General features: G+C 60.7%; 24 protein-coding genes. 12 read left to right on the top strand and 12 right to left on the bottom strand.

What is annotated here, in order from left to right; all coding sequences use genetic code 11:
- Nucleotide 1: 1 nt before the first annotated feature.
- The 3 genes from RCCGE510_RS24410 (at nt 2) to ppk2 (ending at nt 3,842) form a co-directional block, all read left to right on the top strand.
- Entirely contained in the window at nt 2–1,084 is a 1,083-nt protein-coding gene (locus RCCGE510_RS24410) for an ATP-binding cassette domain-containing protein (RefSeq protein ID WP_007634368.1), read from the top strand.
- Nucleotides 1,085–1,164: 80 nt separating this feature from the next.
- Nucleotides 1,165–2,817: a GMC family oxidoreductase gene (locus RCCGE510_RS24405; protein ID WP_007634366.1), complete on the top strand. Its 1,653-nt coding sequence runs from the start codon at nt 1,165–1,167 to the stop codon at nt 2,815–2,817.
- 110 nt (nt 2,818–2,927) lie between these two features.
- Nucleotides 2,928–3,842, top strand: coding sequence for a polyphosphate kinase 2 (gene ppk2, locus RCCGE510_RS24400; protein WP_007634364.1), 915 nt, complete (start codon nt 2,928–2,930; stop codon nt 3,840–3,842).
- A gap of 118 nt (nt 3,843–3,960) precedes the next feature.
- On the opposite strand, the gene RCCGE510_RS24395 is transcribed toward ppk2, so the two are convergent.
- The gene (locus RCCGE510_RS24395) at nt 3,961–4,836 is read right to left on the bottom strand and encodes an aldo/keto reductase family oxidoreductase (protein WP_007634362.1); all 876 of its coding nucleotides are present in this window, start codon (nt 4,834–4,836) and stop codon (nt 3,961–3,963) included.
- A 96-nt stretch (nt 4,837–4,932) separates the two neighbouring features.
- Here RCCGE510_RS24395 and RCCGE510_RS24390 point away from each other — a divergent pair, with 96 nt between their 5' ends.
- Entirely contained in the window at nt 4,933–5,844 is a 912-nt protein-coding gene (locus tag RCCGE510_RS24390) for a LysR family transcriptional regulator (RefSeq protein ID WP_007634360.1), read from the top strand.
- A 16-nt stretch (nt 5,845–5,860) separates the two neighbouring features.
- On the opposite strand, the gene RCCGE510_RS24385 is transcribed toward RCCGE510_RS24390, so the two are convergent.
- The 4 genes from RCCGE510_RS24385 to RCCGE510_RS35265 form a co-directional block, all read right to left on the bottom strand.
- Complete coding sequence (locus tag RCCGE510_RS24385; RefSeq protein WP_007634358.1) at nt 5,861–6,340, bottom strand: pyridoxamine 5'-phosphate oxidase family protein; 480 nt, start codon at nt 6,338–6,340, stop codon at nt 5,861–5,863.
- Nucleotides 6,341–6,463: 123 nt separating this feature from the next.
- Complete coding sequence (locus RCCGE510_RS24380) at nt 6,464–6,658, bottom strand: hypothetical protein (protein WP_007634356.1); 195 nt, start codon at nt 6,656–6,658, stop codon at nt 6,464–6,466.
- 56 nt (nt 6,659–6,714) lie between these two features.
- Nucleotides 6,715–6,948 carry a 30S ribosomal protein S21 gene (gene rpsU, locus RCCGE510_RS24375; RefSeq protein ID WP_007634354.1) on the bottom strand — a complete coding sequence of 78 codons (234 nt, stop codon included), beginning with the start codon at nt 6,946–6,948 and terminating at the stop codon, nt 6,715–6,717.
- Nucleotides 6,949–6,981: 33 nt separating this feature from the next.
- Nucleotides 6,982–7,134: a hypothetical protein gene (locus RCCGE510_RS35265; protein WP_007634352.1), complete on the bottom strand. Its 153-nt coding sequence runs from the start codon at nt 7,132–7,134 to the stop codon at nt 6,982–6,984.
- Between the two features lie 447 nt (nt 7,135–7,581).
- On the opposite strand from RCCGE510_RS35265, the gene RCCGE510_RS24370 reads away from it, so the two are divergent.
- The 6 genes from RCCGE510_RS24370 (at nt 7,582) to RCCGE510_RS24350 (ending at nt 12,225) form a co-directional block, all read left to right on the top strand.
- On the top strand, nt 7,582–8,289 hold the full coding sequence (locus RCCGE510_RS24370; RefSeq protein ID WP_007634351.1) for an Ig-like domain-containing protein: 708 nt from the start codon (nt 7,582–7,584) through the stop codon (nt 8,287–8,289).
- A 149-nt stretch (nt 8,290–8,438) separates the two neighbouring features.
- Nucleotides 8,439–8,627, top strand: coding sequence for a hypothetical protein (locus RCCGE510_RS24365; RefSeq protein ID WP_007634348.1), 189 nt, complete (start codon nt 8,439–8,441; stop codon nt 8,625–8,627).
- A gap of 167 nt (nt 8,628–8,794) precedes the next feature.
- The gene (locus tag RCCGE510_RS33715; RefSeq protein ID WP_081525789.1) at nt 8,795–8,989 is read left to right on the top strand and encodes a hypothetical protein; all 195 of its coding nucleotides are present in this window, start codon (nt 8,795–8,797) and stop codon (nt 8,987–8,989) included.
- Complete coding sequence (locus tag RCCGE510_RS24360) at nt 8,968–10,464, top strand: DUF4173 domain-containing protein (protein ID WP_007634346.1); 1,497 nt, start codon at nt 8,968–8,970, stop codon at nt 10,462–10,464. The genes RCCGE510_RS33715 and RCCGE510_RS24360 overlap by 22 nt, the downstream gene beginning before the upstream one ends.
- A gap of 46 nt (nt 10,465–10,510) precedes the next feature.
- The gene (locus RCCGE510_RS24355) at nt 10,511–11,218 is read left to right on the top strand and encodes a response regulator (protein WP_007634344.1); all 708 of its coding nucleotides are present in this window, start codon (nt 10,511–10,513) and stop codon (nt 11,216–11,218) included.
- Nucleotides 11,218–12,225: a HAMP domain-containing sensor histidine kinase gene (locus tag RCCGE510_RS24350; RefSeq protein ID WP_007634342.1), complete on the top strand. Its 1,008-nt coding sequence runs from the start codon at nt 11,218–11,220 to the stop codon at nt 12,223–12,225. The genes RCCGE510_RS24355 and RCCGE510_RS24350 overlap by 1 nt, the downstream gene beginning before the upstream one ends.
- A gap of 62 nt (nt 12,226–12,287) precedes the next feature.
- Here RCCGE510_RS24350 and RCCGE510_RS24345 read toward each other — a convergent pair whose 3' ends face one another.
- A complete protein-coding gene (locus tag RCCGE510_RS24345) occupies nt 12,288–12,881 on the bottom strand; it encodes a TetR/AcrR family transcriptional regulator (protein ID WP_007634340.1) in 594 nt (197 codons plus the stop codon).
- Nucleotides 12,882–12,991: 110 nt separating this feature from the next.
- Between RCCGE510_RS24345 and RCCGE510_RS24340 the strand changes: the two genes are divergently transcribed.
- Both RCCGE510_RS24340 and RCCGE510_RS24335 read left to right on the top strand, forming a co-directional pair.
- Nucleotides 12,992–13,423 carry a hypothetical protein gene (locus RCCGE510_RS24340; protein ID WP_037079625.1) on the top strand — a complete coding sequence of 144 codons (432 nt, stop codon included), beginning with the start codon at nt 12,992–12,994 and terminating at the stop codon, nt 13,421–13,423.
- A 78-nt stretch (nt 13,424–13,501) separates the two neighbouring features.
- Complete coding sequence (locus RCCGE510_RS24335; RefSeq protein WP_037079892.1) at nt 13,502–13,897, top strand: glyoxalase/bleomycin resistance/extradiol dioxygenase family protein; 396 nt, start codon at nt 13,502–13,504, stop codon at nt 13,895–13,897.
- Between the two features lie 50 nt (nt 13,898–13,947).
- Here the strand turns inward: RCCGE510_RS24335 and RCCGE510_RS24330 are convergent, their stop codons facing one another.
- The 6 genes from RCCGE510_RS24330 to RCCGE510_RS24305 all read right to left on the bottom strand — a co-directional run bounded on the left by RCCGE510_RS24330 (nt 13,948) and on the right by RCCGE510_RS24305 (nt 19,862).
- The gene (locus tag RCCGE510_RS24330) at nt 13,948–14,712 is read right to left on the bottom strand and encodes an SDR family NAD(P)-dependent oxidoreductase (RefSeq protein WP_007634335.1); all 765 of its coding nucleotides are present in this window, start codon (nt 14,710–14,712) and stop codon (nt 13,948–13,950) included.
- Nucleotides 14,713–14,752: 40 nt separating this feature from the next.
- A complete protein-coding gene (locus tag RCCGE510_RS24325; protein ID WP_007634333.1) occupies nt 14,753–15,481 on the bottom strand; it encodes an SDR family oxidoreductase in 729 nt (242 codons plus the stop codon).
- Between the two features lie 27 nt (nt 15,482–15,508).
- Nucleotides 15,509–16,768: an ABC transporter permease gene (locus tag RCCGE510_RS24320; protein WP_007634325.1), complete on the bottom strand. Its 1,260-nt coding sequence runs from the start codon at nt 16,766–16,768 to the stop codon at nt 15,509–15,511.
- Entirely contained in the window at nt 16,765–17,586 is an 822-nt protein-coding gene (locus tag RCCGE510_RS24315; RefSeq protein WP_007634323.1) for an ATP-binding cassette domain-containing protein, read from the bottom strand. Before RCCGE510_RS24315 ends, RCCGE510_RS24320 begins: the two co-directional genes overlap by 4 nt.
- Before the next feature lie 67 nt (nt 17,587–17,653).
- The gene (locus RCCGE510_RS24310) at nt 17,654–18,727 is read right to left on the bottom strand and encodes a sugar ABC transporter substrate-binding protein (RefSeq protein WP_007634320.1); all 1,074 of its coding nucleotides are present in this window, start codon (nt 18,725–18,727) and stop codon (nt 17,654–17,656) included.
- Nucleotides 18,728–18,977: 250 nt separating this feature from the next.
- Nucleotides 18,978–19,862: an AraC family transcriptional regulator gene (locus RCCGE510_RS24305; protein ID WP_007634318.1), complete on the bottom strand. Its 885-nt coding sequence runs from the start codon at nt 19,860–19,862 to the stop codon at nt 18,978–18,980.
- Nucleotides 19,863–19,995: the final 133 nt, after the last annotated feature.

Below are 19,995 nucleotides of genomic sequence, written 5' to 3'. Positions count from 1 at the left end.
CATGCAGTCTGCCGTCTCCGTCAAGGACCTGAAGATCACCTATGGCGACCATACGGTGATCGAGAAGCTGTCGATCGATATCGCCCCGCGGGAATTCCTGGTGCTGCTCGGCCCTTCCGGCTGCGGCAAGTCAACGCTTCTGAGCGCCATTGCCGGCCTCCAGGACATCACCGCAGGCGAGGTGTGGATCTCAGGCAAGAACGTCAGCTGGGAGGAGCCGAAGGACCGCGGCATCGGCATGGTCTTTCAATCCTATGCACTCTATCCACGCATGTCGGTCCGCAAGAACCTCTCCTTCGGCCTTCGCGTCGCCGGTCTGCCGAAACCCGAGATCGAGGCTCGCGTCGCCCGCACGGCCGCGCTCCTCCATCTCGACACGCTGCTCGACAGGCGCCCTGCCGAGCTGTCGGGCGGCCAGCGCCAGCGTGTCGCCATCGGCCGGGCGCTGGTGCGCGAAGTCGATGTCTTCCTTTTCGACGAACCGCTGTCGAACCTCGATGCCAAGCTGCGCAACGAATTGCGCGTCGAGATCAAGAAGCTGCATCAGCGCCTCGGCAACACCATGATCTACGTGACGCATGATCAGGTCGAGGCGCTGACGCTTGCCGATCGCATCGCCATCATGCGCGACGGCGTGATCCAGCAGCTCGCCTCGCCGGCTGAGATCTATCGCCGTCCGGCCAATCTCTTCGTTGCCGGTTTCATCGGCGCGCCGGCGATGAATTTCATCGAGGGCAGGATCGAACGCGGCGGCGCCTCGCCGCTCTTCCGGAGCAAGGGGCTCGCCGTCGATCTCTCCGGCTATTCCTTTAGCGCAGGCGCGGCGGAAGGACCGGCAACGCTCGGCTTTCGCCCTGAGCATCTTGTGCTCGATGGGGCGGTAAGCAGCCTGCCCATCATTCCCGGCCGTGTTTCCGTCGTCGAGCCGATGGGTTCGGACGCCGTCGTCTGGCTCGACTGGGCGGATCAAAGCCTCTCGCTGAGGCTGATGGGCGACGTCACCCTGCAGCCTGGCGATGCCCTGGCACCCGGGCTCGATATCACCAAGGCGTCGCTCTTCGGCGCCGACGGATCGCGGCTCTGATGCCCCGTCCCTTTGTTTTCCCGCAATTGCCGGCGCGTTGCGCGCGGTTTTGAGCAATTGCTCCACGACAGGATTTGGAAATGTCTGAGATTGTCTACGATGCGCTGGTGATCGGCTCCGGCGCGGCGGGTTCCTTCGCGGTCAAAGAACTGACGGCGCAGGGCCTTTCAGTGCTGCTTCTCGAGGCTGGTCCCGCCGTCGGGCCGAAGGATTTCGATCCCGCCCGCAAGAAGGCGCCTGCAAGCAGCATCAATATCTGGGAGCGCGCGCGGGCGACCCTCAAGGGCCAGCCGATCCAGGCGCGGGCGGCGTTTTTTACCGAGCGTTTCAGCCACTTCTTCGTCAACGATCGAAAGAACCCCTATACCACGCCGAAGGGCGAACCATTCCTCTGGATCCGTGGCCGCCAGGGCGGCGGGCGTCTCCACAGTTTCGGCCGCGTGCTGCTGCGCTGGACCGATGACGATTTCAAGATCCGATCACGCGCCGGAAAGGGCGTGGACTGGCCGGTGTCTTATGACGAGCTAACGCCTTTCTATGATGAAGTGGAGACCTATCTCGGGCTCTACGGCAACAAGGACGATGTGCCGACCCTGCCGGACGGCGTCTATGCGAAACCGGCAAGCCTGACGCCCGCCGAACAGATCTTCAAGCAGGCTGTCGAAAGCCGCTGGCCGGAAAGGCACGTCGTCTCCTGGCGCTACATCGCGCCGGACGCCGAACGTATGCCGCGACCGCTGCGGGAAGCCAAGGCCACCGGCCGACTGACGGTGCGCTACGACGCCGTCGTTCGCCGCATCACCACGGACGAGAAGACCGGCCGCGCCATCGGCGCCGAGTTCGTCGATCGCAATACCGGGCAAGTATCGACGGCCCGTGCCGCGACGGTGGTTTTGTCGGCATCGCCGATCGAGAGCGTGCGGCTGCTGCTGAATTCGGCTTCGGCAAAACATCCGGATGGGCTCGGAAACAGCTCGGGTGCACTTGGCCGCTATTTCATGGACCAGCTTCCGTGCCTCGCCTTCGGTTCCTTTTCGAAGACGAAGGGCTGGGCGCCCGATGGCTCGGCTCCGACGGATCCGTTCTACAATCCGTCGGGCGGGATCTTCATACCCCGCTTCGGCGAGGGCGACGCCGGCCGCGGCGATTTCGATTACCAGGGAAGCGTCGGCCGGGCGCCGGTCTCCGGCGACACGGATGCGCGTCTCGCCTTCTTCGGTTTCGGCCGCATGCTGCCCTATGCCGACAATCGCATTACGCTCGATGTCAGGCGCAAGGACGCCTGGAACATTCCGGTTCCGCATATCCGTTGCGTGATGCAAGCCGAGGAGCAGGCGCTGCTTCGCCGGCAGGAGGAGACGCTGATCGCCATGATCAGCGAGGTTGGCGGCGATCTTGAATTCATCGGTTCGCCCACCGGTCTCAAGGAGATGGGCAAGGGCGCCTTTCCCGAGGCCGACGCCTTCAGCCGCTTCATGTTCCGCAGTTGGTTCCGCAAGACCATGTGCATGGGCGCGGCAATCCACGAAACCGGCGGCGCGCGCATGGGCGAAACCTCGGAAGCTTCGGTGCTCAACCCCTACAACCAGGTCTGGGATGCCCCAAACCTGATCGTCACCGACGCCAGCGCCTTCCCCGGCAGCGGCATCGCCGGAACCACACTCACCGTCATGGCTCTGACGGTCCGCGCCTGCCGGAATCTTGTCGACCGGTACCGGGCGGGGGAACTATAGGCGCGCTTGGAACGAGAGACGCAAAGAACCGTTTCAGCTTTCGATCAGTGGTCGTCACAAAACCTTTGCAATGGCGTGCTCCTGTCAAAAAAAGCAGGAAGGAAAAACCCATGTCTCAAAACCATCAGGACCAACTCAGCCGGATAAAGGCCGAAATCGCCGACAGCTTCGATGAGGAGCTGGAGATGCAGATGGAGGAAGATCGGCTGGACGATCTGGTTGCCGAAGGAATGGCGGAAGCGGCGGAGCCGACGCTCGAGCGAAAGACCTACTTCCGGGAACTTTTTCGGCTGCAGCACGAGTTGGTGCGGCTGCAGGATTGGGTTCAGCACACGAAGATGAAGGTGGTTGTGCTGTTCGAGGGCCGCGATTCGGCCGGCAAGGGCGGCGCGATCAAGCGCGTAACCCAACGGCTCAATCCGCGCGTCTGCCGGACGGTGGCGCTGCCGGCCCCGACGGAACGGGAACGCCATCAATGGTACTTCCAGCGTTATGTCCCGCATCTTCCCACAGCCGGTGAAATGGTGCTCTTCGACCGAAGCTGGTACAATCGCGCCGGTGTCGAGCGCGTGATGGGCTTCTGCACCCCCGATGAACTCGAGGAGTTTTTCCGCTCGGTGCCTGAATTCGAGCGGATGCTGGTCCGTTCCGGAATCGTGCTGATCAAATACTGGTTTTCGATCACCGACGAGGAGCAGGAATTCCGCTTCAAGATGCGTATCCACGATCCGCTGAAGCAATGGAAGCTTTCACCGATGGATATGGAAAGCCGCGTCCATTGGGAGGAATATACCAAGGCCAAGGAGGAAATGCTGGCGCGGACGCACAGCAAGGATGCACCCTGGTGGGTTGTGCAGGCGGTGGACAAGAAACGGGCGCGATTGAACTGCATCGCCCATCTTCTCGAACAGATCCCGTACGAGGATGTTCCCAAACCGGAGATCGAGCTGCCGGATCGCATCCGCCATGCCGATTACAACAGGGCGCCGGTTGCGTCTGAAATGCTCGTGCCGGAGCGCTATTGAGGCATAACATACCGGCCTTCACGGCCGGAGATGACGAGCGGGTTCCAGCGTCGCTGATGTTTTCGGCTATCGCTACACCACGTGTGAGCGTGGTGTAGCGATAACTCGCGGCCTGCGATCAGGCGATGATGTTCCCGATTTGGTTGAGTTCGTCGATAACCTCATCCGGCAAAACAAGCGCGGCAGCGGCGAGGTTTTCCTTAAGATGGCCGACGGATGAAGTGCCGGGGATCAGCAGGATGTTCGGGGCGCGGCGGAGCAGCCAGGCAAGGGCCACCTGCATGGGGGTGACGCCAAGGCGTGCGGCGACATCGGACAGGGTGGACGACTGCAGCGGGGTAAAGCCGCCGAGCGGGAAGAAGGGCACATAGGCGGTGCCCTCGCCGGCGAGTTCGTCGATCAGGCGATCGTCGGCCCGATGCGCAAGATTGTACTGGTTCTGCACGCAGACGATTTCGGTGATCCTGCGCCCTTCGGCGACCTGCTTCGATGTGGCGTTGCTTAGGCCCAGGTGACGGACGAGACCCTGTCGCTGGAGATCGGCCAGCACCGTCAGGGGTGCTTCGATCGACCCTTCGGCAGGGCCATGAACGTCGAACATGAGCCTGAGGTTGACGACGTCAAGCACATCCATACCTAAGTTACGAAGATTGTCGTGGACTGCCGCCGTCAGTTCTTCTGGCGAGAAAGCCGGAATCCATGATCCATCCGCGCCGCGCCGTGCGCCGATCTTGGTGACGATGACGAGGTCGTCACGATAGGGATGGAGCGCTTCACGGATGATCCGGTTGGTGACGTGCGGGCCGTAGAAATCGCTGGTGTCGATGTGATTTACGCCGCTCGCAACCGCCTCGCGCAGTACGGCCAAGGCCGCTCCGTGATCCCTGGGCGGGCCGAACACGCCGGGTCCGGCAAGCTGCATGGCGCCGTAGCCGAGCCGTTTGACGCTGCGGTCGCCGAGATTGAAGGTGCCGGGCTGATCGATAATGGACATGATCTCACTCCTTTCAAGAGATGACGCCAAGATAGGCGTTGTCGGCGCGCCTGATAATTCGGTACAATCCGCACGGGCTGTGCGGAGGGGCGAACAGTGAAAGTCGATCTTGGTGATCTGAATGCCTTCCTTGCCGTGGCGCGGGCCGGTGGTTTTCGCGAGGGCGCGCGTGCAAGCGGCGGCAGCGCTTCCTTCCTCAGCGAGGCGGTGCGTCGGCTGGAGGCCGAACTCGGTGTGAGGCTGCTCAACCGCACGACCCGCAGCGTTGCGCCGACCGAAGCCGGCAAGGGTTTGCTGGAACGGCTCGGCCCTGCCTTGACCGAAGTCGAGTCCGCGCTCGATGTGGTCAACGGATTTCGCGACAGGCCGGCCGGTCCGTTGCGGCTCAATGTGCCGGTCAGTGCGGCGCGGCTGGTGCTACCCGCCATCGTTCCACCATTCCTCGCTGCCTATCCCGACATTCGGCTGGAGGTGATCGCCGACGAGAGCTTCGTCGACGTGCTTGCTGCCGGGTGCGACGCCGGCATCCGCTATGACGAGCGGCTGGAGCAGGATATGATCGCCGTGCCAATCGGCCCGCGTGTTCAGCGCTTTGCCACCGCCGCCTCGCCTGACTATCTCGACCGCCATGGCCGGCCGCAACATCCAAGCGAGCTGCTCGGCCATGCCTGTCTGTTGGGCCGCTTTGCCAGTGGTGCACTGACGACGCCGTGGGAGTTCGAGCGAGATGGCGAGGTGGTGCGGGTCGAACCTTCAGGACCGTTGATCGTCAGGGTCGGCGGCGCGACCGATCTCACCATCGATGCAGCGATATCCGGCACTGGGGTCATCAGCGTCTTCGAGGACTGGCTGCGGCCGTATATTGATAGCGGCGCCCTCGAGCCCATCCTCGAACCGTGGTGGCAGCGTTTTTCCGGGCCGTTTCTCTATTATCCCGGACGCCGGCTGGTGCCAGCGCCGCTGCGGGCGTTCATCGATTTCGTCAAGGCATCGGCCAAGCCGGCTTGAACAGCGCCGCGATCCGTCAAAGCTTGACCTCGGCGTTGTCGCCCATATCCGGTTTGCTGTTCGAGACCGCTGCCGCTGCCATTTTGATATAGCTGATGATGGTGCCCGGACTATCCCAATATTCCGCCGAGGACGGGGTAATTTTCAGGATGCGGATAGAGGGATCGTCGGGATTATCCCACCACGCCTTGGCCGGCGTTGCCCATAACTCCCTGATCTTCTCGCGATCGTTCTGCACCTCGGCCGTCCCAGACACGGAAACATATTTCTGTCCCTTGGTGTCGGCAAATGCGAGGCACACATTTGGCCAGCGAGCGATCTCATCGTCCTTGTGGCTGGCCACATCCGTCAGAAAATAGACCGCATTCTCCAAATGGGCGGTATAGGCGGACATCGGGCGGGCGCGAAGATCGTCACCGTTGCGGGTCGTTAGCATGCAAAACCCGATTCTGTCGATCAGTTCCCATACCCGTATCGCATCGTCATGCTCGGCCATCGTCATCTCCATCTGTGCAAAAGAGGAAATAACCACCTGCTGACGCCGATGTTCCCGTGATTTACTGCGCCAATTCCCGCAATCGACAGGCGGGATGGAATGTTCCTGCTGCCTGCGATGTCCTCAATGCACGCTTGGGGTTTCCATGACCACTGCAAAGTCTTCAGCGACCAGTTCGCTGACGGCGATGAGGACCTCCTCGCGGGAAAAGCCTGAGGTCAAGGCGCGTTGGATTAGATCCTGCAGATCCGGTTCCACGACATCGCGGCAATCCTCGAGGCGTTCTTCTGAAACGGTGAGGCTACTGAGTTCGTCCATTGTCTGTCCTTTCCGGGGAATGTAGTCGTCGAAGCCTGGGAAGGCCGAGATGGCCGTTAACGGGCGGCCGTCCGCTTCGGCCCGGCGATCAGGCCTTCACGCTGCAGCTTCTTGCGTGCGGCTTTACGCTGCCGACTGATCGCCTGCGCCTTTTGCCTGACGCGTCGTTCGGAGGGCTTCTCATACGCACGCCGTTCCTTCATTTCGCGGAACAGCCCTTCACGCTGCATTTTCTTTTTCAGAACCCTGAGGGCCTGATCGACGTTGTTGTCTCTGACGAGTACCTGCATTTCGAATTCTCCTATGTAAAGGATGCTCGGCGCTCAGCCGAGCTGCTCGGCGATCAGCGCCTGCAATTCGCGGCGTGTGAGAAGACAGGGATACGGCTTCCAAGTCTTGGCGGCGCGGCGGACAGCTTCGTCACCCTCACGCGAGTTCACCACCCCAATCGCGGTGGCTGTATTTGTGTCGTTCAAAAAAATCCTTTACCGGTCATTGCCGGCTTCATCGATTGTTGTGGATTTGACCATCGCGCTGCCTCAAGGGCGTGCGCCGATTCAGCCGATGTACAAGCGTCTCGTTCCCAAGCCGGCGACGGCTTCGATTTCCGCTTTAGCCCCTAAAATAGTTGTCGGAGCGCGCGATTGCAACAGCTGAACCGGATGGCTCGGTTTGGCGTCCAGAATCATCCATAGATATATTCATTGCCGATGTTCAAGTTAGCCGGGTATAGATCCGGTCGAATTTTCTTCAATTTGGCGTGAAAATGAAATTATTCGCCTGGGAATTAAGCAACGCCCCTATCGGTGACGAAATTAACCTTTCATTAAATAACCCATTGACTTGCACTATTAATAGGTTGTTAAAGGAGCCGCTCGCTGAGGTCGAAACTGACCCGTCTATAACAATTTGAGGAGAGAGCGATGGCTTCGCCGATACACGCAACTGATGATAGTGCAACATTTCTAGAAACTGACGTTATTTCCGGAAATCTCCTTTCCAACGATACATCCGATAATGGCCACCTTTTCCTGCGCGCCTTCGACGGCGAGACCGTTGGCGCCAAAAGCGGCAACAGCCAGATCACCGAAATCCATGGCGACTACGGCACGTTCTTCGTCAAGCCGGACGGCAGCTACACCTATGTCCTGAGCGATGCTGCCAAGATCGGCTTCGCTAACGGCGAATCGTACCAGGAAAAGGTTTCCTACAAGATCTCCGACGGCAGCGGTCATACCGACGTCGGCCTGTTCACCCTGAACATTCAGGGCGTAACCCAGGTCAAGCCGATCGCAGTTGACGATGTCTACAGCTTCACCGAAGGCCACGCCATCGGCGGCAACGTTCTAGACAACGACATTGCCGGCGACAACGGCAAGATGTTCCTCCGTCAGTTCCTGACCACGAAGGTCGACGCCGCTGCCGACGCTGTAACCAACGTTGCCGGCACCTATGGCACCTTCCATGTCAAGTCGGACGGCACGTTCACCTACGAGCTGACGCACGATCTTGATGCGGGTCAGACCTACACGGAAGTTCTCCGTTACTACAAGATCTCCGACGGCGACGGCCACACCGACACTGCCAAGGTGACGCTGAACATCACCGGCACCGACGCTCATATCGTCTGATCAGTTGCGATAGATCTGTGAAACATGACGCCCGCCGCACAATCGGCGGGCGTTTTCGTATACTTGGCTTATTCGGTCGATATAATTCTTTTTAGCTAGTTCTTATAAATGCCGGGGAGGCGTAGTCTCGAAATTCGGAGGACACGCCCTTGACCGAACACATCGAACCCAAGCAAATTGAGACCGATGAGCTGACGAAAGTCTGGTCCGTAACCGAGTTCTGCGCTCGCCATCGGATAGATGCCGAGGAACAGGCGCTGTTGCTCAAACTTTTCGGGCCATTCGCGACAGCCTGCGAACTACTCCACAATGCCAGGCGCGCACCGAGGTTCAGATAAGCCTCCTCCATTCCTTCGATGATCCTCTTAAAAATGCCAGCCGCTCGGCCGGCAAACGAGACCGTGCCAATCGGTTGACGCTCTCTGCCTCTTGGCCCGCGGCCGATTCCTGAATTGCTCCTCACTCTCTGCACAAAATCTGCAATCCGGCGCGGCATCTTCCTGCCATGAGCAAGAACGACATGCCGCCCCGCGTTACACCTCCGATCCTGCCGGACCGCCTGCGCAAGGACGGTTGGTGGCTGACGGAGACGTGCGGGACACAAGGCCCGCCTTCTCAAGCGGGTTCCGCAGTCATGCTCGTGATGATCGAAAAACCGCATTTGCGAGAGGAGCAGCAATGGACGCAACAAATATCCTGACGGAAGCAATGCCGATGAGGCGGGGTGGCGGCCGAATTGCCGGGCTGTTGGCGCTCGTGGCGCTTTCAGATTTTCTGATCTTTGGTCATGAACCCGGGATAAATCTTTTCCTTTTTGCGCTCGCCGTCTGCACCGCCACTCTCCTTTCGGCCAGCAAGAGACCTCGGCTTTCCCAAGCGTTCATGCTGCTCGGCTTTTCGGTTCTGGCGTCGGCGCCGCTGCTGGAATCGCCTTCGTTTACGGGCATTGCCCTTTGCCTCGGCGCCCTGATGTCGGTTGCGCTTGTCAGCGCCAGGCTCCTGCCGCGTCGCCTGTCCGCCCTGCCCCTGGTTTTCCTCCGTTTCGCCCTCGTCATTCCCCTGCGGCTTGTCGAGGATACCGGGAAATATCTTGCGACACCGGGGAAACGTTTCTCTTTCGCCGGAACCCGCCAGAGCATCGGCCTCTGGATCATGCCGCTCATTCTCGCAGCGGTCTTCGTATCTCTCTTTGCGGCGGCCAACCCACTTATCGAGATCGCTCTGCGCAGCATCGATTTTGCCGTTCTGCTGCAGTTCCTCGATCTCTGGCGGATCGGCTTCTGGATGATCGTCGCTATTGTGGTCTGGGCGATGTTGCGGCCGCGCTTCAAGCGTCGCTTTGCGAGGCCGCAGGCCGCCAGGACGTTCATGATCGTACCCACCAGGAATGCGCCGCTTGGCCATGCTTCGTTGTTGCGGTCGCTCGCCCTGTTCAACGCGCTCTTTGCCGTGCAGACGCTCCTCGATCTCGTCTATCTCTGGGGCGGTGCAGATCTGCCCGATCACATGAGCCATGCCGAATATGCTCATCGCGGCGCCTATCCGCTGATTGCGACAGCGCTCCTTGCCGCCGCTTTCGTGCTGGTCGCCATGCGGCGCGGCGGTCCCGGCGATCAGAGCCCGCTGATCCGCAGCCTCGTCCATGCCTGGATCGGCCAGAACATTCTGCTTTGCCTGTCGTCGATGCTGCGGCTTGGGCTTTACGTCGAGGTCTATTCGCTGACCGAACTGCGTGTTGCCGCCGGTCTCTGGATGGGCCTCGTCGCCATCGGTCTTTTCTTGATCCTGCTGCGCATTCTGCTCAGCCGATCCAACGAGTGGCTGATCGCGATGAATCTCGCCTCTCTGATCGTGGTCGTCTACATCAGCGCCTTCATTGATTTCCCTGATATTATCGCCCGCTTCAATGTCGCCCACAGCCAGGAAATCACTGCGGAAGGCCCGCCGCTCGATCTTGATTATCTCTCTTCCCTTGGCCCTTCCGTCATTCCGGCGCTCGATCTCTATCTCCACATGTTGCCGGATCAACTGATCGACAAGAGGAATCAGGCACTGGCTATCCGGTACTATCTCGTCAGGGATTTCGAGCGGCGCCCGCGCGACTGGCGGAGCTGGACCTTCCGGGCGGCGCGGCTGGAGACCCATCTTCTGTCTCCTGCAGCCATTGCAAGATAGAACGAGAACGATAACAACAGGCACGACAAACAATGCAGGACTGGTGATGGCGCCCCGAATTCTCGTCGTCGATGACGAACCTCACATCCGCGATGTGATCTGCTTCGCCCTCGAGCGTGCCGGCTTGACATCGACTGCGGTCCGCAACGGAACCGAGGCGATGACGGCATTCCGGCGCGCCAACATCGATCTCATCATTCTCGATATCGGCATGCCCGATATGGATGGTCTCGAGGTCTGCCGCCAGATCCGCAAGACATCGGGATTGCCGATCCTGTTCCTTTCCGCACGCGACGAGGAGATCGACAGGGTGCTGGGGTTGGAAATCGGCGGCGACGATTATGTCACCAAACCGTTCAGCCCGCGCGAACTCGTCGCCAGGGTCAGGGCGATCTTGAAGCGCAGCGGCGGCAATGAAGCCGGGCCCGAAAGGCGTCATGCCATCTTTGTCGCCGGCGAGCTCAGCCTCGATCGCCACGGCAGGACGGTCATGTTCGGCGATAGGGCCGTCGCGATGACAGTGCTCGAATTCGCCATCCTGGAGGCATTGTTGTCACGCCCCGACATGGTCTTCAGCCGCGAACGACTGATGGAGGCGGCCTATGGTGCTGGAACCTATGTCGCCGACCGGACGATCGATAGCCATATCCGCAACATCAGGGCCAAGTTCCTGGCGGCCGGCGGCCAGGGGATCATCGCGACGGTTCACGGCATCGGCTTCAAACTCGGCGGTGAAATCGGGAGGAAGGCCTGATGCCGGTGCCGAAAGTCAGGACGAAATGGCGCCCGACGCTGGCGCTGATCGTCTATGTCGTGCTTCTCGCCGTCATGGCGCTGCCGATCCTGATCGTCATCTGGTTTCGCGCCGTGGAGGTGAGTTCGAACCGGATGGCGCCGGCGGAAATCGGGGCGCTTGCCGTCGTCTTCATCCTAACGCTCGGCGTCGCCTATGTGCTGACACGCACCATCACCGGCCCGATCGACGCCTTGATCGCCCGCACGGAAGAGATTGCCCGCGGCGGTAAGCGGGCAATCCGGCCGCTGGAAAGCTATGGAACGCGCGAGATCGCCGTTCTGTCGCAAAGCTTCCTCGATCTCGCCGGAAGATTGGTCGATCGCACCGAATATGTCCGCTCCTTTGCCGCCCATGTCTCCCACGAACTGAAATCGCCGCTGACGGCCATCCGCGGTGCGGCGGAGCTTTTGCGTGACGACGATGCCGAAAAGGCGATGACGAAGGCGCAACGTTTGCACTTTCTCGATAATATCGTCGCCGATGCAGCCCGGCTCGATGTGCTGTTGCAGCGGCTGAGGGAACTTGCTCGAGCAGAAACCCCATTGGCCGAGGGCAAAAGCAGCATCATGGACATCCTATCCTCGCTGCGCCGGCAATTTCCAAACCTCGATATCTCCGGCAAAGGCGATACGGACATATCGATTGCTCTTCCCCAGGAAGCAGCCGGTATCGCCTTTGCCAATCTCGCCGAGAATGCCCTTCAGCATGGCGCCACGCGATTGGAACTCAGCGCGTCAACCGATGCCCGGACAACCGTTATTCTTATCCGAGACGACGGGGGCGGCATTTCCGAGGCAAATCGCCAGCATGTCTTTCAGCCGTTCTTTTCAACCCGCCGCGAACAGGGCGGCACCGGCATGGGTCTCGGCATCGTTCGCGCCATGCTGAGCTCGCATGGCGGTACGATCCGCCTGCTGCCGACGACCGGCGCAGGTGCCGAGTTCGAAATCACCATGCCCTTGTAGTCTCGCAGGGTTGGGAACACGGCTGCGCCGTGCTGAACCCAAATGCCATCACCGCATGCGGATCAGTTTCGAGGCTCTATCGCTGCCAACGCAGCCTGCGCGATGACATCTGCAATGCGTTCGGAGAGTGCCGGGTCGGAAACGGCGCGCGCCAGGGTAACACCGCCACTCAGCATGGCGAGGAGCAAGATCGCCTGGTCTTCCCGCACGATTTCGGATCGGCCCTCTATCTCCGGCAGGCCGGCGGCGACTTCTTCGACGAGGCGTTTGATCTCTGCGGTATAGGCGCTTCGCGTTTCATTGTCCGCACGCATCACGTCGGGTGAAAGGCTCGGCAAAGCACAGCTCTCGCCCAGATCGCAGGTTCTTTTATAACCGAGATAGTAGCCGATAAAGGTCGTCAGCCAGTCTTTCGGTTGATTGGTCTTCAATGCGGCGATTCCCTGCCGCAGCTCTTCTAGGCCTTCCAGCACGGCTGTGCGAAAGGCTTCGGCCTTCGATTTGAAATGTCCGTAAAAAGCGCCGTTTGTCACGCCGGCCGCCTTCGTCAGCGCATCGATACCGGCACCACCATAGCCCTCTTGGCGAAAGACCTGTCCTGCGGCTGCGAGGACGCGCGCGCGGGTTTCTGATTTGTGTTCGGCGCTATAACGCATGAATACCTCAATAAGAGTGATCGCTCTTTATTGCTTGCTAAGAGAGCGATCGCTGTGTATCTATAAAGAGTGATCGGTATATCACAGGCGGTCACGATTCAAAGAGGGAGATATCCGATGCCTATTACACCGTTCCGGAAGGCCTGCTCTCGCCGGAGGCCCAGGCGCAAGCCTTTGCCGGATTGACGGACGCATTGCTCGATGTCGCAGGTTTGACCGGTAATGCCTTCATGACTGCCAATGTCATCGGCACGATCAACGTGCTGCCGCGCGAGCATGTGCTTGCGGCGGGAAAGCCGATCGCTGCGGCGTTTGTCGAACTCAAATTGCCGGAGGTCGCGCTGATGAGCGCCGAAGCGAAACAGGCCTTCATCGAAAAAGCCGCCGATGTCGTCGAACAGGCCGCCGAAGGCCGGCTCAAGCGTGACCATATATGGTCGAACATCGTCTATGCACCCGAGGGGGCGTGGGGAATAGCCGGCCGCAGCTACAGCAACGCCGATTTCGTCGGCGCCATCCAGGGTACGGCCGCCGTGTTGTAAGGGTTGCGGCATATGCGCGGAAATTTCAAACCAGATCCAGCAATGCGCCGCCGTCCGGCGGCGCGACGGAGCGAGATCATGCAGCTTGCCAACTATCTGTTCTTTTCCACCGGCTGCGAGGACGCGCTGGCCTTTTATGCCGAATGCGGGCTTGGCCGGGTCACGCAATTGAAGCGCCACGGCGCGGACGGAATGACCATTGCCAGCGAAACAATGCGGGGCAAGGTGATGCATGCTCGTTTCGAAGGGCCCGGTGTTCTGTTCTTCGCCTCGGACAATCACGATGCGGAGCCGATGCGAGGCTCCGCCCACATGCTGATCTTGGATGATCGCGACAGGACCGATGGGCTTTTCGCCCGGCTCGCCGAAGGCGGCAAGATAACGACACCGCTCGCGGGCCAGCCATGGGGGAGCTATTACGGCAAGCTCACCGATCGTTTTGGTGTCCAGTGGATGCTCGATTGCTTGGCGTAAGCATATGCCGCCCATGGGCATATAGTTCGCTCCCCTCCAGTGTCAGTCCATTATCGTGTCGTATAGCCGCCATCGATCACCAGCACTTCGCCGGTGACATAGCTTGCCGCCGCCGAGCAAAGGAACAAGGCGGCCCCCGCCACCTCTTCCGGTTGCCCGACCCGTCCCATCGGGGTCATGCTGCGCCAGGTCGGGAACCAGTCCGGATTGGCGATGCCGCCGCGCGACAGATCGGTCTCGATATAGCCCGGCGCAATGGCGTTGACCCGGATATTCTCGGCGGCAACCTCGCTAGCAAGGCTCTTCGTCATCATATGGACCGCCGCCTTGGAGGTGTTGTAGGCGACCTGGTTCTGCGGAATGTTGGAGACGATGCCCGACATCGAGCCGATATTGAGGATGACGCCGCCGCCCTGGCGCCGCATGGGGGCGAGCGCGGCGCGGCAAGCGCGGAAGACGGCGTCGACATTGACGGTCATGATCTCGCGCCAAATCGCGTCGGAGAATTCGCCGCTGTCGCCATGAATGGCGATGCCGGCATTGTTGACGAGGATGTCGAGCTTGCCCGCCCGTAAGAGCGTCTCTTTGACGAGCGCGTCGGCGGCATCGTCCTTCATCAGGTCGGCGGCGACGAAATCGCAATCGACACCGGCCTTGGCGAGCCGGTCTTCCGCTGCCGCATTGCGCGTCCTTCCCGTGATGAGGACTTTGGCGCCCGCCTCGCCGAGCGCCTCGGCGATCGCAAGCCCAATGCCGCGGGTGCCGCCGGTGACCAGCGCCACCTGTCCATCCAAGCGAAACCTATCGAAGATCATCTCGTTTCCTTCCGTGATTTTCGGAGCCGGTACAAACGCGTCAGATATCCGTGCTCTGCGGCAGGATGACGAGATCGCGGATCGTGATGTTGCGCGGACGCGTCAGCATGAAAAGCACCGCTTCTGCCACCTCCTTCGGCTCCATCAGGCCGCCGGCGGCAAGTGCTTCATCCAACTTTTCCTGCGGCCAGTCGCTGAGAAGCGCGGTGACGACTGGGCCTGGAGCGACGGCGCCGACGCGCAAGCCATGTTTGGCCACCTGTCGCCTCAGCGTATGGACGAATGCCTGAACGGCATGTTTCGAGGCCGTGTAGATTGGCTCCCAGACGACGGGGATCATGCCGGCGACGGAACTGGTCAGGATGATATCTCCGGTCTTGCGCTCGACCATGTGCGGCAGCACGGCATGCACCGAGCGGAAGGCGGCATTGACGTTCAGGTTGAGCATCCGGTCCCAGGCGTCGGGGTCGCCACCCAGGACCTCGCCGCCGATATAAGAGCCGGCATTGGCGTGGAAGATATCCAACTGACCTGCCTTCTTCAGAATCTGCGGCATCATCGCTTCAACGCTTTTCGGATCGGTGAGATCGATGACCAGCGGCATGGCGTTGGCGCCGAGTTTCGAGCAGATCTCCTTCAAGGCTTCTTCGTTGCGATCGACCAACACCACCCGGGCGCCGGCGGCAAGCAGGGCCTTGGCGCATTCGAGGCCGATACCCGATGCCGCTCCGGTGACGGCCGCGACTTTTCCAGACAGATCCTGTCCCATTTTCTTCCTCTGCTTTCTTGACTGGTTTTAGGCCCGGCCGTGCGAAATCCGCGATCGGCGTGCCAGCGAGTCGACGATGACGGCGACGGCGAGAACGGCGCCGGTGATCATGTATCGAAGCGATGACGACAGATCGAGAAGCGTCAGCCCGCTGGCGATCGACTGAATGACGATGATGCCGAGAAGGGCCGAATAGGCGCTGCCGCGCCCGCCGAACAGGCTCGTGCCGCCGATGACCGCCGCAGCGATGGCGTTGAGATTGACGTCGCCGGTGCCGGCCTGCTGACTTGCCGTCGCCAGCCGGGCAGCCGAGAGCACGCCGCCGGTTGCCGCAAGCAAAGCACAGGTGACGAAGGCGCTTGCATAGATGCGCGAGACGTTGATGCCAGAGCGGCGGGCGGCCTCCCTGTTGCCGCCGACGGCATGCATGGAGCGTCCCCATTTGGTGCGCATCAGCGCATAATTCATGACGGCGACGAGCCCGACGAACAGGCCGAACATCCATGGAACGCCGCGCGACTGGTTGAGATAGAATGCGACAGCTTCCAGGGCGGCGGTGATAATGATGGCGCGCAGGAGCAGCCCGCGGGCCGATTTCGCCGACAGGCCGGCCGCCCGCCGCCGCGCCGCAGTGCGGTAGCTGGAGAAGAAGAAGGCGATGCCGGCAAGGGCTACCAGCAGATAGGCGATCGGGTCCGGCATGACCATGATCTGGCCGAAACTCACGAGCCAGGAACCATAGGGGAGATTGATCGAACCGGTCGCTCCGAGGATATAGAGCTGCAGGCCGAGAACCGCGAGCAGCCCGGATAGGGTGGAGACGAAACTCGGCATGCCGAACCGGTTGAACAGGAAGGCGTAGAGAGAGCCGATCAGAGCGCCGACGACCATGGCGGCGAGGACCGCCAGAACCACCGGCCAGCCTTGGTTGACCCAGAAGACGCCGACCAAGGCCGAGGCGAAGCCGCTGACCGAGCCGACGGAAAGATCGATCTCGCCCACCATCAGGATGCAGACGATACCGAGCGAGATGACGCCGACCGTCGAGCAGTCGAACAGCATGTTGACCAGATTGGCGCTGGAGAGAAACACCGGATTGAGCGCCTGGAACACCGTCCAGATGATTGCCAGGCCGACAATGACCGGCAGCGAGCCGAGGTCGCCGGCGCGGACGCGGTCCCAAAAGGCGCGGATCGAGCCGGCCAGACTGTCGTCATGGCGCACTCTTTCGTCACGCCGGTCGAGGAGCACAGGTGACGCCGGTTCATTCTGGATGGTCTTCATCATGGCCTGCCCTCCTCGTTCTGCTGGCTTTGCGCCTGGCGGCGCGACGCTCGGCGGGAGACGGAATTGTTGGAGGCGCCGGTGATCGCGCTGACCAGCTCTTCGTTGGAAGCATCGGGCAGCAGAGTGCCGTTGTTGCGGCCGAGCCGAAGGACGACGATGCGATCGGCAACGGCGCGCACGTCCTCCATGTTGTGGCTAATCATGATGACGGCGAGGCCGCGTTCCCGTACGCGCTCGATCAGATCCAGCACTTCGGCGGTCTGGGCAACGCCAAGCGCTGCGGTGGGTTCGTCGAGCATGATCAGTTTCGGCTCAAGCAGCAGCGATCGGGCGATCGCCACGGTCTGGCGCTGTCCGCCGGACAATGAGGCGACGGGCTCGCGCACGCTTGGGATTCGGGCCGAAAGCTCGTTCAGAAGCTTCCAGGCACGGATCTCCATGGCAACCTCATCGAGCTGGAAAGGATTGAGCTCCTTGCCGAGAAAGATATTGGCGACGACATCGAGATTCTCGCAAAGTGCCAAATCCTGGAAGACAGTTGCAATGCCGAGCCCGAGAGCAGCACTTGGGCTCGGCAGGGTCACCGGCTCACCCTCAAACAGGATCGTGCCCGAGCTTGGTTGGTGTACACCGGCCAGGATCTTGACCAGCGTCGATTTGCCGGCGCCGTTGTCGCCGACAAGTGCCACGACCTCGCCGGCGTGGACATCGAGTTCGATATCGGTGAGTGCCGACACCGCCCCGAAGTTCTTCGATATTCCGCGCAGGCTGAGGACGGGCTGGCGGGAAGGGGCAAGAGTATGAGAGGTTTCAGACATCGCCTGGCCTTTCCGAAGCGAAACGGCAAGCGCGACCGGCCGACCGGCCGCGCTTGCCTGGGTTCGATTACTTGGTGATGCCGAGCTTCTTGCAGCCGTCGGCGTAGCGGCCGGTGCACAGCTCCTCGGCGGTGTTGATCTTCTTATCGATGATCTCGGCCTTGAGGTTTTCGGCGGTGACGACAGCGGGCACGAAAAGCTGCGCCGGGGTGTCGTAGAGCGTCATTTCGGCCTTCGGCGTTTCTCCGGCCAGGAGCTTGACGGCGACGTCGGCGGCGGCAGCGGCGACAATTTCGCTGGGCTTGGAGATCGTGTTGTACTGATCCCCCGATATGATCAGCTGTAGTGCCGCGATCGTCGCATCATTGCCGGTTACCGGCGGCACGGGATCGACACCGGCTGCCTTGAAGGCTGCAATGGCGCCGCCGCCGGTGCCATCATTGGCGGCGACCACGCCGACGATCTGTTTGCTGAAGCGGGTGATCTGACCGGCTGCCCATTGCTGGGCATTCGCCGGCTGCCAATTCGGCGTGTCGAATTCGGCAAGCGTCTTGTATCCGCCACTCGCAAGACCATCGTGAATACCGTCCTTGATCAGCCCGGCAGCCGCATCGGTTGGCGAGCCGTTGATCTGCAGGATGCCGCCGCCATCGGTCGGCACTTTCTTGGCCTTCAGATGCTGGACGAGCGATTCCGCGATTGCCTTGCCGATCGCCTTGTTATCGAAGGAGACGTAGAAATCGGCCTTGCCCTTCGGGATAGGGCGGTCATAGGCAATGACCTTGACACCCTGGCTCTGGGCGAGCTGGACGAGAGACGCGGCGGCTGCCGAATCCACCGGGTCGAGCACGATGACTTTGGCACCCTGGGTGATGGCCGAATTGAACTGCTGCTGCTGTTTGGCGATATCGGCGTCGGCATTCTGATAGAGAACCTTGCACGAGGCGCAAAGCTTCTTCATTTCCGCGACAAATCCCGGATGGTCGTGCTCTTCGTAACGTGTCGAGCCCTGGTCGGGCATGAGGAATGCGACCGTCGCATCCGAAACGGCGTTTTGCGCAAAGGCGGACGTACCGCCGAGCAGGGATAGGACAAGTGCGGTCGCGCCTGCCACCTTGGTCGAGAATTTCATCATTTCCATATCCTCCCATTGGAAAAAATTGTGTAGCTTCGTCGTTGCATTGTTCTGCTGTGGCCGTTCGGCTGAGCGAACCGCCACGCCTGTCCCGGCGGTTTGCAGTTTTCTGAGGACAAGCGTCTCCTCTCGCGAACCGCTGATTGCGCGCTCGCGTTCAATCGATGTTGGTTTTGGCTCCTCCTCCTCGTCCTCCCTATCGCCTTCTTACGCGGACTTCCGCCATAGTCCCGACAACGGTGCTCGTCCGGCTTGATTAAGCCGCCTTCGCCACGTTGATATTGTCGCCCAATAGCCGCCGGAAGCGGGAAGGCGTCATGCCCTTTTCCGCGAGAAATTGCCGATTGAAATTGGACAGATTGTTGAAGCCGACCTCGAAGCAGATATCGGTGATCGATGCGTGGTCGTCGCTCATCAGAATCTGACAGGCGAGGTTGATGCGCAGTCGCTTCACATATTGCACCAGCGACATGCCGGTATGGCGGCGGAAAGCGCGCGAAAAGGCGCCTGTGGACTGTCCGGCAATCCTGGCGAGATCGGCCTCGTCGAAGGATTTGGTCAGATTTTCCCTGATGTAGGCGAGTGCCTTGTTGAGGCCGGCCGACATATAGCCCGATGGATCGGGCAGATAGTTCGGGCTGGCAAGAAGCTGGGAATCCTGCGCTCGGCTAAGCAGGCCGACGATCATCATGAAGAGTTCGATGCGACGTACACCGTGAGCCTGCTGCACCTCGTTCATGAGGGGAGCAACCTGCCGGCTGGTATCGGCGCCGAAGAGCACGCCGCGGCGGGAGGCTTCGAGAACCGGATCGAAGGGCCCTAGTTCGGCCAGCACCCTCATCGTGTCGCTGATGAAATTCTCGCTGAACTGGATGAGCTGGCATCGAAGCGGAATGCTCGACCCTTTCGGCACATCGCTGATCCAGTTATGGGGAAGATTAGGCCCGGCAAGCACAAGGTTGCCCGGCTCGAACTCGCCGATGAAGTCGCCGACGAAATACCGCCCCGTCGTTGCGACGACGAGATGAAGTTCGTATTCCGGATGAAAGTGCCAACGAACCGTATGATAGGGATAGCCATGCGCCTTCGTTGCGAAGGATTCGCCCGGTCTGATCTGAATGACTTCCAAGTCAGGTTCCATTGTTCCTCCTCCGAGGACGGGTGGTAAGCCCGCGCACCAAATTCCCTTTTTGGCTTTATTGTTATGCGGAGTGTAGTGGGCACTTCTCACGCCCGCCACCACGATTCTCAGGCAAAACTGATACTTTTTTGAT

The organism is Rhizobium sp. CCGE 510 (genome assembly GCF_000292525.1).
GTDB lineage: Bacteria > Pseudomonadota > Alphaproteobacteria > Rhizobiales > Rhizobiaceae > Rhizobium.
The sequence above is the reverse complement of the archived record's forward strand: the minus strand, read 5'-3'. Positions and strand labels throughout refer to the sequence as shown.

Bases quoted from the DNA above. Each gene is read 5' to 3' on its own strand.
- RCCGE510_RS24320 (WP_007634325.1), bottom strand. From the start codon at position 16,768: ATGATGAAGACCATCCAGAATGAACCGGCGTCACCTGTGCTCCTCGAC.
- RCCGE510_RS24385 (WP_007634358.1), bottom strand. From the start codon at position 6,340: ATGGCCGAGCATGACGATGCGATACGGGTATGGGAACTGATCGACAGA.
- RCCGE510_RS24405 (WP_007634366.1), top strand. From the start codon at position 1,165: ATGTCTGAGATTGTCTACGATGCGCTGGTGATCGGCTCCGGCGCGGCG.
- RCCGE510_RS24305 (WP_007634318.1), bottom strand. From the start codon at position 19,862: ATGGAACCTGACTTGGAAGTCATTCAGATCAGACCGGGCGAATCCTTC.
- RCCGE510_RS24350 (WP_007634342.1), top strand. From the start codon at position 11,218: ATGCCGGTGCCGAAAGTCAGGACGAAATGGCGCCCGACGCTGGCGCTG.
- RCCGE510_RS24395 (WP_007634362.1), bottom strand. From the start codon at position 4,836: ATGTCCATTATCGATCAGCCCGGCACCTTCAATCTCGGCGACCGCAGC.
- RCCGE510_RS33715 (WP_081525789.1), top strand. From the start codon at position 8,795: ATGAGCAAGAACGACATGCCGCCCCGCGTTACACCTCCGATCCTGCCG.
- RCCGE510_RS24335 (WP_037079892.1), top strand. From the start codon at position 13,502: ATGCAGCTTGCCAACTATCTGTTCTTTTCCACCGGCTGCGAGGACGCG.
- rpsU (WP_007634354.1), bottom strand. From the start codon at position 6,948: ATGCAGGTACTCGTCAGAGACAACAACGTCGATCAGGCCCTCAGGGTT.
- RCCGE510_RS24315 (WP_007634323.1), bottom strand. From the start codon at position 17,586: ATGTCTGAAACCTCTCATACTCTTGCCCCTTCCCGCCAGCCCGTCCTC.
- RCCGE510_RS24410 (WP_007634368.1), top strand. From the start codon at position 2: ATGCAGTCTGCCGTCTCCGTCAAGGACCTGAAGATCACCTATGGCGAC.
- RCCGE510_RS24380 (WP_007634356.1), bottom strand. From the start codon at position 6,658: ATGGACGAACTCAGTAGCCTCACCGTTTCAGAAGAACGCCTCGAGGAT.
- RCCGE510_RS24330 (WP_007634335.1), bottom strand. From the start codon at position 14,712: ATGATCTTCGATAGGTTTCGCTTGGATGGACAGGTGGCGCTGGTCACC.
- RCCGE510_RS24360 (WP_007634346.1), top strand. From the start codon at position 8,968: ATGGACGCAACAAATATCCTGACGGAAGCAATGCCGATGAGGCGGGGT.
- RCCGE510_RS24325 (WP_007634333.1), bottom strand. From the start codon at position 15,481: ATGGGACAGGATCTGTCTGGAAAAGTCGCGGCCGTCACCGGAGCGGCA.
- RCCGE510_RS24345 (WP_007634340.1), bottom strand. From the start codon at position 12,881: ATGCGTTATAGCGCCGAACACAAATCAGAAACCCGCGCGCGCGTCCTC.
- RCCGE510_RS24355 (WP_007634344.1), top strand. From the start codon at position 10,511: ATGGCGCCCCGAATTCTCGTCGTCGATGACGAACCTCACATCCGCGAT.
- RCCGE510_RS24310 (WP_007634320.1), bottom strand. From the start codon at position 18,727: ATGGAAATGATGAAATTCTCGACCAAGGTGGCAGGCGCGACCGCACTT.
- RCCGE510_RS24370 (WP_007634351.1), top strand. From the start codon at position 7,582: ATGGCTTCGCCGATACACGCAACTGATGATAGTGCAACATTTCTAGAA.
- ppk2 (WP_007634364.1), top strand. From the start codon at position 2,928: ATGTCTCAAAACCATCAGGACCAACTCAGCCGGATAAAGGCCGAAATC.